Below are 16,026 nucleotides of genomic sequence, written 5' to 3' on the forward strand. Positions count from 1 at the left end.
CTATCGTCATGCTTCTACGTTCCTGCCGAGCACGTCGCGCAGGGCACTGATCGAAGGGCTGAAGAAGTAACCGCCGCCGGTCGGAACGACCCAGTCGACAGAAGTCGACAGGGTGGCGGTCTTCGCGCCCGCACCAAAAACGGTGCTGGTCCTCCGGCGGCCCTGCTTCGGTTCGCCGTTCTGGCCGATGAGCATGTCGAACCCGCTCGGGCTGCGGGGCGCGGTCGGGCTGCCCATCCATTTCGCGTTGAGGAATTCGAACTGGTCGCTGATCGACGACTGGTAGCACAGGAACAGCAGCCCGCGGTCCGCGTCCTGCGAGCCGGGATCGTTCTCGGCGAAGGGCGGCCCGTACGGCAGGCCCCTGCGCAGGATTCGGCGGCTGAACGACGCCCGCCGTCCGCCGAGGTCGTTCGGCGTCGCCCGCGCGTTGACCTTGCGGATGTGAGCGGCCATCGGGCAGATCAGGCCGACCGGGTCGGCCTCGGCCTCCGGCCATTGGTCGTCGCCCTCGGACGGCGGCGGGCCGCCCGGCGCCGCGAAGCCGAAGTTGTTGTTGGCGAGCCGGTCGACGCCCAGCGCTCTGTCGTCCTTGTCGGGCAGCCGGGACACCGGAGCGCCGCTGGGCCAGCGCCCCACGATCCGCGCCGCCAGCCATTCCGCGGTCACATGCTCGAAGCCCGCCACCTGCGTCGACAGCCGTTCGGCCTCGTCGCGCACGAACGCGTGGAACGCGGGCACGTCCTGCCGCAGCCGCCGGAAGACCAGGTAGGAGCCGTTGCGGCTCCAGCGCGGGCCAGGCAGGTTGATCTGGCCTGGCATCAGCGGGTCGGCGCCCGACGCGGGATAGCCGAAGACGAACTCGCCCGGCCAGACCAGGTACTGACCGGGCAGGCCGAACAGCCACGCGTCGGGGATCGCGTCCGGGTCCACCTTCCGTGGCGTGATGACCGCCTTCGGATCGTCGGCGTAGCGGCCCCGGACACCGGGCTGCGACACCCCGTCCTGGAACCCGAAGTGCTCTTCGCCGATGCTGTTGAGCTTGCGGCCCTCATCCTCGTAGAAGCAGTGCAGGCCGTTGGCCTCGGCGTCGTCGCGCAGCTCCGCCAGCAACTCCTGGCACGCCTCGTACCGGTCGGCGTTGAACACCAGCAGCACGTCGGCCTCGGTGCCGGGGCCGCCGACCCGCCAGTTCGCCGGGTTGCCCTCGCTCGACGGGTCGGTCGGGTCGCCCAGCAGCGCCGACCGGGTCGCCATGCCGTGCGCGAACCCCTCGTCCTCGAACGCCTCCACGTCCGGCGCGTACGGCCCGTCCGCGAGCAGCCTCTTCATGGCCGGACGGCTGACCGCGACGTTGAACCAGGCGTCGTCGACGTCCTCGGGGATCGCCCCGAGCGTCTCCAGCCGCCGGGTCGCGGTGTATCCGCGCAACCGCCTGACCTTCTCCCGTGTCTTCATGGCCTGGCGCAACGTCGTCACCCGCGGCGCGACGGCGGCGAACCATGCCCGCGCCCGCACCACGTCGATGATCGTGAACGCCGCGATCGCCATGTGGGGCTTGAAGAAACCCGGTACGACGTTGCCCTGGATCTCGTCCGCGTCCAGCAACGGCTCCTGCGGCGGGCCCTTGCGCTCTTCCGCCATCAGCGGCCCCCATTCCTCGTCCGGCCCGCTCGGGCCGCGGCCGGTTCCGCGCCGCCTCCGGTTGTGGCGCCGACGCCGGCGGCCGAGCCCGAGCCCGCGGCCGCGCCCACGAGCAGCGACGACTGCGCATAGTCGAAGGCGGGCAGCGCGCAGCCCCGGTAGTACAGGAAGGCGGGGTTGGCCTCGTCGGCGCACGCGCCGCAGCGGTGCCCCGCGCACGAGCAGCGGACCGGACGGTTCGTGAACCGCCCGGGCGCCGACACCTGTCCGATGATCTTCATGGTGATGCACTCGGCGACCTGGCCGCCGTAGGTGATCGGTACCCCGCCGATCGTGATGTCCCCGACGGTGTAGCCCTCCTCCGCGGGCACTTCCAGCACCGCCCGCTCCACCATTCCGCGGCGACCGCGCAAGACCTGGAAGAAGGCGGGATCGACCGGCCTGCCGCCGGGCCCGGCCCACCCCGTCATCTCCAGGTGGTCCATGTAGAGGCCGACGGGATTGGCGATCGTGATCTCGAACCCGAGCGCCGCCAGCTCGTGGACGCTCGCGCCGATCGTCGGGTCACTGGCGCGGTTGAGCCCGCCGTAGCCCGCGCACGCGATCAGCGCGTCCGCGTCGACCATCGGCGTCGCGCCGGGGCCCGGGTCCATCGTGGTGCGCAGGACCGTCGCGTCGGCGCCCAGCACGATCTCCGCGGACAGCGTGTTGTCCGGCTGGCCGAGATGCATGATCCCGTCCACGGTGTTCCAGCGGTTGTACGGGTTGTAGGCCCCCTTCGCGTACACCAGGCGGGGCTTCAGCGGATCGCGGTAGTCGTAGAGATCCTCGGAGCAGAGCAGGTCAGCGAGCTCGACGTCCGGGCTCACATGCTCGCGGTAGAGGTCGACCAGCAGTTTCGGGTCGCCGGGGATGTCGTACTTCGGATTGCCGTTGATATCGGGAAGCCTGTCGCCGTGCAGCGCCTGCCAGTACTCCGGCGGCTCGGAGGTGAACGTCACGCGAAGAATGCGGCCTTTTTCGTCGCGTGTGGTGCGCCATTCGCAGTACTCGTCCTGCGGGCGATAGTAGAGGTGTTTCCACTGCTCGCCGACGTAGTACGCACCTGGACCGTCCATGCGTTCGGTGAGGGGAATCAGCTGCTCTGCGCGGCGGAGCGCCTCCGTCCGGCCCCAGCGATTGCGCAGCGTGCCGGAAAAGCCCGTCCAAACGATGTCCTGCGAGAGCGGATTCTTGGGCTCCGTCTTGAGCTGGTTGATGTACTGGCAGGGCTGCCCGTCGAGTTTGGGAAGCTCGGAAGCGATGGCCTCGTCGAACCATCCGGAGACCGCGTCGCTCCACTTCTCCCGCTGGTTCGGAATCCTGTCGAAGTCAGTCATATAGCCGGGCGGATCGTACATGGTCAATCGTGCCGGTCCGGCCGTGGTGTTCTCCTGTGTCATGCCATGCCAATCTCCGGCGCTCCTGGACGAGGTCCATGTCGCCGCGCGTTCGAATCTCGCGGGCTTGCCTCCCCCCGCGGGGACACCGCGTACCGTTCGGCCAGCATGATTTGCCGGGCCTTTTCCAGTTCGTGAACGCCATCACGATCCCTACCAGGCCGGAAGAGGCGAACGGTCAGTCGGGAGCACCTGGTGAAGCGATCTCCATCCGGTCCTCGGGGAGGAAGGGACTGTGCGCGGAACCGCCGGGCTCGTCCTGCCGCCAGAGGCGCCCGCAATGAGGGCAGATGATGTCCAGCCGCTGATGCGGCAGGAGGTACCTGGTCAACAGGTCGGAAAGCACTACCTCGTGGGAGGCGTCCGGCAGATGTGAAAAGTGCTCGGCCACCCAGGAACCGCGCCTGCCGTTCTCTACGGCCTCGACGTACTGTGCGGCGGCGGCACTCCAGCGGTCGAGAACCGTCTCCTCGTCGGTACTGCCGATCACGGAGAACTCCTCCGGCGGAGGGCTTGAGTTGTCAGAGACGACCTCTCCGCAGCGGCACAAGAACCTCATCCGACGAGTGTGGCAGCCGGCGAAGTGTCGGGGAGGCGGACCCCTCTCCACGCAGATCGTGATAATGGACGGTAGTGAATCTCCATAGGCTCGTCCCCTTGAAGGTGAGCGATGGCTGAGGAAAGGGCCGGGAACACTGCCGGCGCACGAGTAGCGGTTGCGCAGGTGTAGTGCGATGCCGCGACGTTCCATGGACCGGCTCCTCGGGCGGGCCGGGCGCCCGCCGCGGGGGCCCGCGGGCGGCGGGCTTGGCGGCGGTTGGTGCGGATGTGCGCCGCCGGGGACGCCGCCGCACAGGACGCGGTGCGTTCCGCCGAACTACCCGAGGGCGACGTCCAGGATCTGCTCGCGGCCGCCCCGGACGAGCCCGCCGATCGCGCCGCCTACCTCACCCTCATCGGCCAGCACGCCCAGCGGCAGGCACTGGACCCGGACGGATCCCTGCTCGCCCTCGCCTACCGGGCCGCGACTCCGCGGGTACGCGAACGGCTGCGCGCACTCGCCGCCGCCGCGGAGGACATCGGCGTGGTCCGGGTGCTGGTCACCGGCGACCAGCGTGACCGCATCGCCGAGATGACCCGCGACGAGCTGGACTACCTCGGACGCCATCTCGCCGATCACCGGCAGTGGGACGAACTGCGCCGCCTCGCCCGCGACCTGCCGGTGGCCGAAGCGCTCGCGGCCCTTCGGCTTCTCCCGGAGCGAGAGCGCACCGGGCGCTCTCCCGAAGAGTTCCGGGCGACCGTCGAAAGGCTGCCGCGCGACCGCCTGATCACGTATGAAGTACGCCATTCGATCGACCTGCGCGCGTCCTTCTCTCCGGACACGTCCGAACTCGCCCTGCATTACGAGAGCCTCAAGCCCATGCGGCCGACCCGGCTTCACGTGGAGGCGATCCGGGTCGGCACGGGCGAGATCGTTCACAGTTTCAGCCAGGTCGAGAAGGAGTACGGGGGCCGCTCGGTACTTCACCTCGGCGACCAGATCGTCGTCAAGCGTCCGGAGCCTGAATGGTCGCGCATCGTCCGGGTCGTGCCGGACGTCGTGCCGCTCGGTCCGCCGGACTTCTATTCGGAGCTGCGCAGATCGAGCGGCGGCGGGGTGACCCTCACCTCGGAGAGGCTCGCCTTCATCGACCCGGGTGCGGACGCGTTGCGCTATGAGCCGCTTTCCTCGGGAAGGACCGGCACCGTCGCCACGCTCCCCGCGGCACGGTTGATCGCCACGTTCAGCCTCGGTCACATCGGCGTCTGGGACGAGGACGGAAACGTCGTTCATAAGATCGCGCTGCCCGGCTGGCACGTCACCGAACGGTGCCATTCGGCGCTCAGCTTCCTGTCCCCGGATTCATTGGCGCTGAACGAGTTCGGATACTCCCACCCCGAGCAGAGCACCGAGATAGGGAGTTCCCGTCGGACGGGGAGCCTCGCCGAACCGTCCGGCACGACGGCCCGATCCGGGAACACCGGCCTCTGGAGAAGTGGGAGGGGCTGCCGCTGGACCATGCGTTCGCCGCGCGGATATTCAGTTCGTACAAGGGATACCTCGACGAGGACATTCCTTGGCTGCAAACGACCCCGGCGCCGACGACGACGCTCCGGAAACTGCTCGCGATGACCCCGGGAGGCGACATGTTCGCCACCGGCGTCGAGGGTCGCGTGCCGCGGTTCGAGGTGCACAGCCCGCACCTGCCCGCCGCGCGCGAGCTACTGGAACGCCCGCTGCTGCACAGCGGTCCGCAGGACCTGCGGCGCGCGGCGAGCCTGCGGGCGAAGATCGGCGATCCAGCCGTCCGGGACGCGCTCGACGTCCTCGCCGCCCACCTTGAAGACCGCTTCGCCGGGGATATCGAGCTCGGCACGGGCCCGGCGGCCGCGGGCGGCCCCACCGACGTCGCCCTGTCCCGGTACCCGAATCCGCTAGAGCACAAAGGGAACGCATGACCGGGCACCGTGGATTCAGAGACGTCGTCGATGGCGGGCGAATATCCAGACGGACCCGAGCCCACCGGTGATCAGCATCAGGACGAGCCCGGCGGTCAGCCACCATCGTGCCGTTGACGTTCCGGTGTGCCCCGAAACCGCGGGCCCGAACGCCGGACTTTCTGTCGCGTCCACCGAAGGGAAGGTGCGCGGCACGTTGATCTTGTCGTCGTCGCTGAAGACGTGGTTGTGCGCGCGGAAGTCGTCCAGGTCGTCATAGGAATCACCCTTCCAATCCACGATCTTCACGAGATGGTTCGGCTGGCACACCAGGAACAGCGGCTTCAGCTCGACCTTTCCGTTCTTGTGCTCGACGATGACGTTCACCGAGTACGTCCGTCCGGCGGACGCGCACCGGGCCGGACTTGCCGCCGCCCGCGAGGCGATCCCGAGGGCAGGCGAGTCCCAAGTCGCCACCAATGGGATGAGGCACGCCGCAACCGCCGCGCATAGGGCGCGGATGGTCCTCTCTGCACTGCACACCGAACGGTCTCCTCACACTGCGCCTATCGCGCGTGCATCATGTCGGCATCCATCTGGGACCGGTCCCGTCCGAGCCCTGCCCCTCCCGGCGAGATGCGTTCCACGTTTCCGGTGGCGCCGGTGACCGGGACCGTCGGCGGCCTGTCGCCTCCTCGGCGGCGGATGGGGACAGCTCATCCACCCGGGCGCGAGGACGGCCCCACTCTGGCTCGCCGTCACTCGCCGGTGCCGGACGCCTCGCGCTCGTAGGTGCGGATCGTCCGGACGAACAGCGCCCGTTCCTCATCGGTGAGCTGCTCGAACGCCGTGTGCCACGCCTGCGCCCCGTTGGCGAGCCAGCCCTCGATGGCGGCGCGGGTCTCCGGCTCGTCGGTGATGGCCACGATGGTGCGGCGGCGGTCGGCGGGATCGCCGCGGCGTTCCAGCACGCCCTGCCGGCTCAGGTCGCTCACCATCAGGCTCACCGTGGTCGGCGCGATCTCCAGCCGTTCGGCCAGGGTGTTGACCGTCATCTCGCCGTCGAACAGCAGGTTGGACAGCAGGGTCAGATGCCGCGGGGCGAGGTTCAGCGATCGCAGCCGCTCGGGCAGCGGCGTGCGCTTCACCCGGGCGACCACGCGCGGCATCAGCAGCAGCATCGCCCTGATCGCGTCATTCGTGCTGAGGCCGACCTCCGGATCCCGCTGCGTTGACATCCCGGCACCCTCCAACTATTTTTGCATTCAAAGCAAAGCTTTCCTCGACGCCTCCTAGATTACCGAAGGCGCGGAAGGGCGCTCTCCTGTCCGATGCAGCGGCCGGGGACCAGGGCGTTCGCCGGGGGCTCAGGCGTTCTCTGTGGCGGCCAGGAGGGCTTCCTCCTCGTGGACGAAGTGGGCCTCCAGGTCGTCCACGACCCTTTCCAGTTCGGCGCGGATCTCGGCGGTGCCGGTGTCCTGGCGGTCCAGGAAGGTCTCGAACCGGGCGAGGAGCTTCTCGATGGCCTCGTGCTCCTCGCGGAGGCGGGCGATGGTGGGGGCGAGCCCGGGGAACCGCCGCTCGAACGCGGTGAAGGCGCCGTCTTCGCGCGTGTGGTGCATCTGCAGGTCGAAGCAGTAGGTGAGGCAGTGCCGGCGGAGCTGCTGGAGCAGGTCCGGGGCGGGGGGCCGCGCCCCGGCCTCGTCGAGCCGCGCGCGGGCGGCGGCGAGTTCCGCGCGCAGGTTGCCGTGCAGCCTGGTCAGCTGCTCGGCGATCATCCGTGCCCGGTGCGGGTCGGCGGCGAGGTCGAGGACGGTGATCGCGACGACGGGGATGGTGCGCCCGCTCGTCTTCTCGTAGTCGCGGAAGGCCGGGTCGATCGCGCACTGCCGTTCCCACTGCCGGTCCCGCTCCTCGCCTTCGAGTGGGACCGCCTGTGCCGCGAACGGTTCGACCCGTCCCCCGGCGGTGCCCAGCTCGACGGTGACCTGCGCGGCGGCGAGGATGTTGTGATACCAGTCCGGGTGCCGGTCCCGGCCGGCGTTGGCCCCGAAGATCAGGTAGTGGTCCCCGTCGTGCAGGTGGATCACGGGCGTGGTGTGAGGTTTCCCGGTTCTTCTGCCCGCCGTGGTGACCAGGAGCATGGGGGCGCCCTCGAACCGGCCGCCCACCTTCCCGTTGTTCTCGCGAAACTCCGCGATGATCTTGTCGTTCCAGCCCATCGCCTCTCCTTTATACTTTGCTTTCAAAGCAAAACTAGGTGGCGATGTACTCGATGTCAACGGTGCGGACGCGCACCACCGCGGTGTGCGGCCTCGTACTTGGCGACCATGTGGGCGGGGATGCGACCGTATTCGTTGATGGGGATTCCGTTGCTTATCGCCCAGGCTCGGATGTCACTGTCGGCGGGGGGTCGCCGCGCTGCGGTGGGCCGTTCCGGACGGCGACGGCGGCCGGTCTGGTCGGTCGCCTTGATGAGTTTCCCGGGTGCCGATGGTGCCCGCCACAGCTGGATCAGGTGCTGTTCCGCGGCGCCTGCGTCGCGCCCTCGGACGCTGACCCGGACGCGGTACATGCAATCGGACGGCCAGACCGGGTCGAGGTGGAGCAGGGCGACGCCGTCGCGTCCGGGTGCGGCGGCGATGAGCTTGTTCCCCTCGGGTGGTGGTATTGGGATGCCGACGGTCGAGAACCACGATGATGCTTCGGCGACGTCGTCCCACGGCCCGGTCTCCAGCGGGGGCGGGCCGCTCAGGAGTTCGACGGTGACGTGGACGGTCCCGTCGCGAGTGCCGGTGAGGATGTGTGAGCGGACGAGAAGCCCGTTGCCCTTATCGATCCGGGCGTCGTAGCCCCTGTCCATTCCGGCGCACCTGTCCCCGTTGGTGCTCCATGCGCTGTCCAGTTCGTAGAAGCCCAGTTCACCGACGGGAACGTCGGCCTGACCGCGTTGGGGGGCCGACGGTTGTGCGGGGGCGGGCAGGACGTCGCTGAGCGTTTCGGTGATCCGGTCGCGTACCCGCAGGTTGACCGGGGACTCTTCGGGATTGACGTCCTGGAACCCCGTCCTGTCGAGGAGACCGGCGAGCAGGAACCAGTGGCGGAGTGTCAGTGACACCGTGACCGGGCCGTCGGGGGGAGGGTCGTCGCTCTGGCCGACAGGAGGGCTGGTGTGCTCCCAAACTTCATCCCGGATGGCCGAGTACTCGTCGGCCTCTGCTCTGTGGCCTTCAACACCCAGGCCCCACCCCACGTTCTCCAGGGTGCCGATGATGATGTCGCGCTCGTGGACGGTGCATTCCACCGAATACAGCTCGCTCATGGGTCTTCACTACCACCCAGAATGCGCCACCGCACTCCCCCGCCATGCGTAAGCGCGTCCCGCATGGGGGAATTGATTGGCGTGACGAGTGGTGGTCGATTCGCGGGGACGGCATCATACTATGCGCGGTTCCGTCCGGGTTATCCGAGGGTGTTGTTCGACGAAGTGGTACGGCACTTCCGGCTCGATGGCGCCGGACGGCTCTTGGACCTTGGATGTGGCACCGGCCAACTCGTCATCCCACTGGCGGAGCACTTCGCCGAAGCGGTCGGCATGGACCGCGAGCCGGAAATGATCGACCAGGCCGCTCGGCGGGCGCGGGCCGCGCAGGCCGCCAAGGTCACCTGGGTCTGCGGCGATTCACACGAAATGCCGGACGATCTGGGGTCCTTTCGGCTGGTCACGATGGGCCGTTCCTTCCACTGGATGGACCGCGAGCTGGTCTTGGACGTCCTGGACGACATGGTCGACGCCGGCGGCGGCCTCGTGATCGCCCACGACTGGCGTCTGCCGCGGCCGGTCACGGCATGGCAGCGCGCCGTCGCCGAAGTCCAGCGGCGTTTCGTGGGCCCGATCCCCGAATGCGAAGGCCGGCCGCCGGCCGAACCGCATGAGGCCGTGCTGGCGAGATCGCCGTTTCAGGACGTGGTCCGGGCCGTCCACGAGTTCGAGCGGTCCTGGACGGTCGAGCGGATCACCGGCTACCTGTATTCGACGTCGCTGCCGCCGCTGCGGCGGCTGCTCGGCGAGCGGCGTCCGGCCTTCGAGCGGGAGCTCACCGACGCGTTGTCGGCCGCGGATCCGACGGGCCGGTTCATCGAGCCGGCCGTCCTGGAAGTCCTGATGGCCCGCAGACCACAAGCCGTGTCCCGCGCCTGAGTTTCGCTCAGCATCCTTTTACTCAAATGGGGGCATCGGCTGCAGATCGCCAGGGAACTCCAGCGAGCGCTCAGTTCTCCTAAAGAGGGATCAGCTGTGACAATACCTGGCGGGCTCGGTCGCGCGGTGTCCTCGCCCGACCTCGGCGGCACGGTGTGCGTCGTCACGGGCGGAGCGTCGGGTATCGGCCGCGCCACCGTCGACGCCTTCGTCGCGGCGGGCGCACACGTGGTCGTGTTCGACCGCGACGACGACGCGCTGGGGCGAACGGTCAAGGAGCTCGGCGACGCGACGACCGCGGTGCCCGGTGACGTGTCCTCTCAGGAGGACTGCCGTGAGGCGGTGCGGGCCGCCCGGGCCGCGGGCGCGCCCGTCCGCGCGGTGGTGAACTGCGCGGCGACCTTTCTGGCCCGCGGGGAGCGGGCCACGCCGTCCGAGTGGGACCGGAGCCTCGGCGTCAACGTGAAGGGCGCCGCGCTGATGACGGCCGCTCTGGTGCCGCTGCTGCGCGAGGCGGGACACGCCGCGGTGGTCAACGTGGCGTCGGTCTCCGGGCACATCGCCCAGCCCGGCCAGTGGACCTACAGCGCCGGCAAGGGCGCGCTGCTGGCGCTGACCCGCTGCCAGGCGCTGGACCTGGCCGACGACGGCATCCGGGTGAACAGCGTGTCGCCGGGCCTGGTGTGGACGCCGGAGGTGGACCGGATGACCGGCGGAGACCGTGCCCGCTGGGAACCGGTCCTCGGCGAGCACCACATACTGCGGCGGGTGGGGCGGCCGGAGGAGGTCGCCGCCGCGATCGTCTTCCTGTGCGGGCCCGGGGCCTCGTTCGTCACGGGCGCCGATCTGCCGGTCGACGGCGGCTATCTCGCGATGGGCCACAGCCGGTCGGAGCCGGACGTGCTGCCGGGCCGGCGGGAGGCCGGACTGCGCCGTGTCTGAGCGGGCCGGGGTGCTGCGGGTCGTCCTGGCGACGGCCAATCCGGACAAGGCCGTGGAGATCACGGCCCTGCTCGACGGGGCCCTGGAACCGCTGCCGCGGCCGCCCGGGCTGCCGGACGTCCCGGAGGACGGGACGACGGTCGAGGAGAACGCGCACCTCAAGGCCGCCGCGGCCGCCGCGGCGACGGGGCTTCCCGCGGTCGCCGACGACACCGTGCTGGAGGTGGACGCTCTCGGCGGCGCCCCCGGACTCCGCTCGGGCCGCTACGCCGGAGACGGCGCGCACTACGTCGAGAACACGGCGAAGCTGCTGCGTGAGATGGCCGCGGTTCCCGAGCCGGAGCGCGGCGCGCGGGTGCGGACGGTGGCGCTGCTGTGCTTCCCGGACGGTCGCACCGTGGCCGGTCACGGCGTGACGCTCGGCCGGATCGCCGATCGGCCGTCCGGCCGGTCCGGGTTCGGGTACGACGCGGTCTTCGTGCCCGGGGAGGGGGACGGTCGCACGCTCGGCCAGATGACGGCCGAGGAGAAACGCGTCCTGTTCTGCCGGGGGCGCGCGTTCCGCGACCTGGTCGCACGACTGGGAGCACGGGTGTGAGCGTCCGCGAGAAGCGTCGGAGCGACCGCGAGGCGCGGGTGAGCGACCGCGAGAGGCGTGGGAGCGACCGCGAGGGGATCGACATCGAGGTCGGCGGGCACGCGACCGTGCTCGTGCGCGCCCGGGGCTTCACGCTGCTGTGCGATCCGCATCTGCGCGACGGCTACCGTGCGGGGCTGACGGGCTTCGCCCCGGCGCGGCGGATCCTGCCCGACGCCCTCCCCCGGCCCGACGCGGTCTGGATCTCCCATTCGCACCGCGACCACTTCGACATCGCCTCGCTCGACCTGCTCGACCGCGCCCTTCCCGTGCTGCACCCCGACGACCCGCGGATCGAGCACGCGCTGCGCCGCCTCGGCTTCACGGACACGACCGTGGTGCACGACTGGATGAGCCTCACCCCGCGGCCCGGGCTCGACCTGGTGTGGACGCCCTCGACCCTCGCCGTGCCCGAGCACGGCCTGGCGATCCGCACCGCCGGCTCGCTCGTCTGGCACATGGTCGACAGCCTGGTCACGCCCGCGTGGGTGGACCGGCTGCTCGCCGCGGGGCCGCAGCCCCTGGCCCTGCTGCTGACGCCGTGCCAGCCGATCATGGAGACGCGCAGCGTGGAGGGGGTGCCGCCCGGCGCGGACGCGGACTGGGCCGAGCCGCTGTCCGCACTGTTGGAACGGTCCCGTCCCGCGCATGTCGTCCCGCTGCCCGAAGGACAGTTCGGGCTGGACGACGCCGCGTGGCTCAACGGGCACAAGTTCCCCGTCTCGCCCGACCTGGTCGACCGGGCCCTTCGCACCGACGATCCCGGACGCCGGATACTGCGTCCCGCGCCCGGAGACCGGATCACGGTGACGGACGCGGGGACCGTACGCCTGGAGGAAGGCGCGACCGCGTGGGCGCGTGCCACAGGCGAGACGCGCGACCGCGGTTACCGCCCCGGCCACTGGATCGCCCCGTTGACGGACGCGCGAACACCGCCGTCCGCGGAGGCGCACACGCCACCATTGACGGTCGCGGGGACACTGCATTTCGCGGACGCGGGGACGCCGCCGTCCGGCGATGCGCTCGACCGGCTGCTCGCCGCACCGGCGCGTGACGTCCTCTCCCATCTGGCCGCGACGGCCGCGGGGCGGCTCCGCGAAACCTGCTACCGCTTCACCGTGGTGGGGCCCGGCTCCGCCCCCGCGGCCGCGCGGACCGTGCGGCTGCTGCCGGACGGCATCCTCGCCCCCGCGCCGCCGGAGAGCGTGGCGGACGTCGAAGTGGCGGTGACCGCAGGCGATCTGGAGGACCTGCTCGCCGGTGACCTGGGCTACTCCGCGGCCCAATACGGCGGCCGGCTGCGCGAGATCAGAGCGGCCGATCCCGGCCCGGCCGTGATCACCAGCCGGCACGACCCGGTACCGGACAGCGGGGCGGTGATGCTGTCGGGCATCGGCCTGTTCGCTCTGCTGTTGCGCGCGAGCCTCGGCTCAGCGCTGGTCGAGCTGGACCGGGAGATCGACGCCTGCCATCAACGACGCCCTCGGCCGGTGGCGCGCGTCCACCCGCCGCTCCCTGAGCTTCGCCCGCCGCTCCCTGAGCTGCGTCCGCCACCCCCCGCGCTGCGCCCGCTCCCCGCCCGGCCTTCGTCGCTCCCCTCGCGGCGCCCGCCGCTCGCCGGGCTGCGCTCGTTGCGCCCGGCGCGGCGTTCGCCGGGCCTCGATCGGTGGGCGCAGGACGCTCCGGAGCTGGGCGAGGTGTGGGCGAGCATCGGCCGATGCCTGGCGCGCGGCGACGATCCCGGCGGAGCCTCCGGGACGATCGCCGGGGGCGGCTATGCCGGAGTGCTCGGCCGCACGGAATGGCCCGTCCCCCGCGACGATCCCGCCGGCGGGACCGGGTCGCTCCTGCTGAGCTGCCTGGTGGAGGCGCAGCCGCACCTCGGCGGGGGCGTCCGGTTCCCGCACGCCTCGTACCGGAGGCTGCTGGCCAACCTGGAGGCGTCCCCGATCCGCCGCTGGCGGGTGATCACCGCGCTGCCCGAAGGGCTGGGCGTCCCGGCATGGCGCTCGGCGTCGCTGTTCCCCGTCACCGTGGACCGGCTCCGCACCGACCTGGCCCGGCGGGGGTGGCGCGGGGAGATCGTCGGCCCGGGTCCGGCGGAGCCGCGCTGGTGGCTCGGCGTGCCGCCGCTGCCGGGCCGGGTCGGCGCGGGCCCCCGGGTCCTGCGGGTCACCGAGTCGCCCGGGTGCCGCCTGCGCGGAGAGGTCGGCCCGCGGACGCCGGACGGCGAGGGGCCCGACTTCCTGCTGTGGTCCCCGTCCCCGGGGAAGGACGTCCTGACCACCTTGGTCCGCGGGGACGTCCGCTTCTCCTGGCTCCTGCCGCCCCGGGAGACGGCCGCGCGGGCCGGACGCCCGGTGGACCCGGTCGCCTTCGCCGAACGGGTCGCCCTGCTGGCCACGGCGGAGTTCCTCCGCGAGCACGCTCGAACGGAACTGGTGGAAACGTGATGCTGACCGAACCGCCGCGACGGCACCGTCCGGACCACCGTCGCGCCGCGTGCCTGATCGTCGACGACGCGGGGCGGGTGCTGCTCACCGGTCCGGCCGGCGCGTCCCTCCCGTCGGCGGTCGTCCCGCCGGACGAGCCCGCCCGCAGGGCCGCGGCCGCGGCCGCCCGCCGCGCCTGCGGACGGCGCGTACCGCCCGCCGATCTGCGCTACCTGACCGAGCTCTACCTTCCATCCGGAGCCGCCCCGTCCAGAGCCACCCAGTCCGGAGCCGCTCCGTCCGGAGCCACCCAGTCCAGAAGCGGTGGGGGCGCGTATGATCTCCGGGTCTTCGCCTGGAGGTATCCGGGCGGCGGTCCGCAGGAGCTGGGCTGGCGGGCCCCGGACGAGATTGAGCGCGACGGTCTCGACCCGGCCACGGCGCACTGCCTGAGCGCCGAGCTGCCGCGCCTCGCCGACGGAGCGGGCCCGCTCGCCGGCATCGAGCGGGCGGCGCGGCGGCTCATCGATCCGGTGCCGGTGCTCTGGCGCGCGGAGGCCCCCGCCCCCGTCGTGGTCCTGGGACCGCCGGCCGTCGGCAAGAGCACCCTGCTCCGAGCACACGCCGCACAGGACCCCACCGTCGAGCACGTCCGGGACATCGTGCCGGTCACCCGTGGCCCGGGCCGCGACAACTACCTGACGCGGTACCTGCTCGGCGACGACGCCTCGGCCTTCTTCCTGCAGATGGAGACGTTGCTCCTGCGCGTCCTGCAGAACGTCCGCGCCACCGGCGGCGGAATGCTGGACCAGGACGTGCACAGCTCCCTGGCCTACGCCAAGGCGCTCCGGCTGAACGGCGCCATGAGCGCCCGGCAGTACGAGACGTACTACCGCTACCACCATCTGATCGCCTCCGCGCTCCCGCCGCCCGCGGCCGTGGTGCACCTGACCGCCCGCACCGACGTGCTGATGCGCCGGATGCGTGGCCGCAGGCGTGCCCGTGAACGCTCGCTGACCAGCGCCTACGTGTCGCTGGTCGCCCAGTGCTTCGAGGACGTGGCCGAGGAGTTGTCCGAGCGCGCCCCGGTCCACCGCATCGATGCCTCGGCACTGAGCCCGGACGAGGTCCTGGCGCTTTTCCGGAAGCTGACCGGCGTCCGGCCGCTGTCCGAGGACGTCCGACCGCTAGCTAAGGAGCAGCAGATATGACCGCACCGAAGACCGATCCGGGACCGGCGCCCACCGAGGGGCCGCTCATCGACACGTTCGGGCGCGTGGCCGGCGATCTGCGGATCTCGGTCATCGACAAGTGCAATCTGCGATGTACGTATTGCATGCCCGCCGAAGGCCTGCCCTGGCTCGGCCGGGACGAGATCCTCACCGTCGACGAGATCGACCGGCTGGCCCGCCTGTTCCATACCCTGGGGGCCCGGGAGTTCAAGATCACGGGCGGTGAGCCGACCGTCCGCCGGGAGCTGCCCGAGATCGTCGGCCGGGTGTGCGCGCTGCCGAACGTGGACGTCTCCGTCACCACCAACGGGCTGACGCTGGACCGGCTGGCCGGGCCGCTGCGCGAGGCCGGGCTGAACCGGGTCACGGTCTCGCTCGACTCGCTGATGCGCCACCGCTACGCCGAGATGACCCGGCGGGACGCCTTCGCCAAGGTGGAGGCGGGGCTGAAGGCCGCGCGGGAGGCCGACTTCGACGTCGTCAAGATCAACTGCGTGGTGATCCGCGGCACCAACGACGACGAGGCGGTGGCGTTCGCGCGGCTGGCCCGCGACCACGGCCATGACGTGCGCTTCATCGAGTACATGCCGCTGGACGCCGAGCAGTCCTGGGAGCGCGACAAGGTCGTCCCGGGCGAGGAGATATTGGAGACCATCGCGGCGGAGTACCCGCTGGAACCCGTCACCCAGGACGCGCCGCAGCCGGCCACCTCGTTCCGGTTCGCCGACGGCGCTCCCGGCACGATCGGGGTCATCCCTTCGGTGACCAGCCCCTTCTGCGAGAGCTGCAATCGCATGCGGGTGACCGCGGAGGGCGCGTTCCGCGTCTGCCTGTTCGCGCTGGAGGAGACGGATCTGCGCGGCCCGATGCGCGCGGGCGCCGACGACGCCGAGCTGGAGCGGCTGATCCGCGAGGCGCTCTGGGGCAAGTGGGCCGGACACAAGATCAACCATCCTGACTTCGTCCGTCCAGGGCGCAGCATGTCGATGATCGGCGGCTGACCGCTGAAGCCGCTCAG

General features: G+C 71.0%; 15 protein-coding genes. 8 read left to right on the top strand and 7 right to left on the bottom strand.

From position 1 onward, the window contains the following. Positions 1 to 6: 6 nt before the first annotated feature. The 3 genes from ACH34T_RS20195 to ACH34T_RS20205 all read right to left on the bottom strand — a co-directional run bounded on the left by ACH34T_RS20195 (position 7) and on the right by ACH34T_RS20205 (position 3,573). The gene (locus tag ACH34T_RS20195; RefSeq protein WP_395993710.1) at positions 7 to 1,644 is read right to left on the bottom strand and encodes a Dyp-type peroxidase; all 1,638 of its coding nucleotides are present in this window, start codon (positions 1,642 to 1,644) and stop codon (positions 7 to 9) included. Next, positions 1,644 to 3,023 (bottom strand): hypothetical protein, encoded by a 1,380-nt coding sequence (locus ACH34T_RS20200; RefSeq protein WP_395993711.1) that lies wholly within the window; start codon positions 3,021 to 3,023, stop codon positions 1,644 to 1,646. The genes ACH34T_RS20195 and ACH34T_RS20200 overlap by 1 nt, the downstream gene beginning before the upstream one ends. 238 nt (positions 3,024 to 3,261) lie before the next feature. Continuing rightward, positions 3,262 to 3,573 (bottom strand): hypothetical protein, encoded by a 312-nt coding sequence (locus ACH34T_RS20205; RefSeq protein ID WP_395993712.1) that lies wholly within the window; start codon positions 3,571 to 3,573, stop codon positions 3,262 to 3,264. Between the two features lie 336 nt (positions 3,574 to 3,909). Here ACH34T_RS20205 and ACH34T_RS20210 point away from each other — a divergent pair, with 336 nt between their 5' ends. Together ACH34T_RS20210 and ACH34T_RS20215 are read left to right on the top strand one after the other, a co-directional pair. Further along, entirely contained in the window at positions 3,910 to 5,259 is a 1,350-nt protein-coding gene (locus ACH34T_RS20210; RefSeq protein ID WP_395993713.1) for a hypothetical protein, read from the top strand. Next, a complete protein-coding gene (locus ACH34T_RS20215) occupies positions 5,256 to 5,585 on the top strand; it encodes a hypothetical protein (protein ID WP_395993714.1) in 330 nt (109 codons plus the stop codon). The genes ACH34T_RS20210 and ACH34T_RS20215 overlap by 4 nt, the downstream gene beginning before the upstream one ends. Positions 5,586 to 5,600: 15 nt before the next feature. On the opposite strand, the gene ACH34T_RS20220 is transcribed toward ACH34T_RS20215, so the two are convergent. From ACH34T_RS20220 to ACH34T_RS20235, 4 genes are all read right to left on the bottom strand, one after another. Next, positions 5,601 to 6,041, bottom strand: a complete 441-nt coding sequence (locus ACH34T_RS20220) for a hypothetical protein (protein ID WP_395993715.1) — start codon at positions 6,039 to 6,041, stop codon at positions 5,601 to 5,603. A 281-nt stretch (positions 6,042 to 6,322) separates the two neighbouring features. Continuing rightward, entirely contained in the window at positions 6,323 to 6,802 is a 480-nt protein-coding gene (locus ACH34T_RS20225) for a MarR family winged helix-turn-helix transcriptional regulator (protein ID WP_395993716.1), read from the bottom strand. Between the two features lie 129 nt (positions 6,803 to 6,931). Next, positions 6,932 to 7,786, bottom strand: a complete 855-nt coding sequence (locus ACH34T_RS20230) for a nitroreductase/quinone reductase family protein (RefSeq protein ID WP_395993717.1) — start codon at positions 7,784 to 7,786, stop codon at positions 6,932 to 6,934. A 56-nt stretch (positions 7,787 to 7,842) separates the two neighbouring features. After that, entirely contained in the window at positions 7,843 to 8,886 is a 1,044-nt protein-coding gene (locus ACH34T_RS20235) for a histone-like nucleoid-structuring protein Lsr2 (protein ID WP_395993718.1), read from the bottom strand. A 63-nt stretch (positions 8,887 to 8,949) separates the two neighbouring features. Here ACH34T_RS20235 and ACH34T_RS20240 point away from each other — a divergent pair, with 63 nt between their 5' ends. The 6 genes from ACH34T_RS20240 (at position 8,950) to moaA (ending at position 16,009) form a co-directional block, all read left to right on the top strand. Then, positions 8,950 to 9,765: a class I SAM-dependent methyltransferase gene (locus tag ACH34T_RS20240; RefSeq protein ID WP_395993719.1), complete on the top strand. Its 816-nt coding sequence runs from the start codon at positions 8,950 to 8,952 to the stop codon at positions 9,763 to 9,765. Between the two features lie 96 nt (positions 9,766 to 9,861). Next, complete coding sequence (locus ACH34T_RS20245) at positions 9,862 to 10,707, top strand: SDR family oxidoreductase (RefSeq protein ID WP_395993720.1); 846 nt, start codon at positions 9,862 to 9,864, stop codon at positions 10,705 to 10,707. Further along, a complete protein-coding gene (locus ACH34T_RS20250; protein WP_395993721.1) occupies positions 10,700 to 11,305 on the top strand; it encodes a non-canonical purine NTP pyrophosphatase in 606 nt (201 codons plus the stop codon). Before ACH34T_RS20245 ends, ACH34T_RS20250 begins: the two co-directional genes overlap by 8 nt. Continuing rightward, positions 11,302 to 13,797 (top strand): MBL fold metallo-hydrolase, encoded by a 2,496-nt coding sequence (locus tag ACH34T_RS20255; protein ID WP_395993722.1) that lies wholly within the window; start codon positions 11,302 to 11,304, stop codon positions 13,795 to 13,797. Before ACH34T_RS20250 ends, ACH34T_RS20255 begins: the two co-directional genes overlap by 4 nt. Beyond that, a complete protein-coding gene (locus tag ACH34T_RS20260; protein ID WP_395993723.1) occupies positions 13,797 to 14,987 on the top strand; it encodes a deoxynucleoside kinase in 1,191 nt (396 codons plus the stop codon). Before ACH34T_RS20255 ends, ACH34T_RS20260 begins: the two co-directional genes overlap by 1 nt. Beyond that, the gene (gene moaA / locus ACH34T_RS20265) at positions 14,984 to 16,009 is read left to right on the top strand and encodes a GTP 3',8-cyclase MoaA (RefSeq protein ID WP_395993724.1); all 1,026 of its coding nucleotides are present in this window, start codon (positions 14,984 to 14,986) and stop codon (positions 16,007 to 16,009) included. The genes ACH34T_RS20260 and moaA overlap by 4 nt, the downstream gene beginning before the upstream one ends. Positions 16,010 to 16,026 lie beyond the last annotated feature (17 nt).

This window comes from Actinomadura sp. 9N215 (assembly GCF_044326345.1).
GTDB lineage: Bacteria > Actinomycetota > Actinomycetes > Streptosporangiales > Streptosporangiaceae > Spirillospora.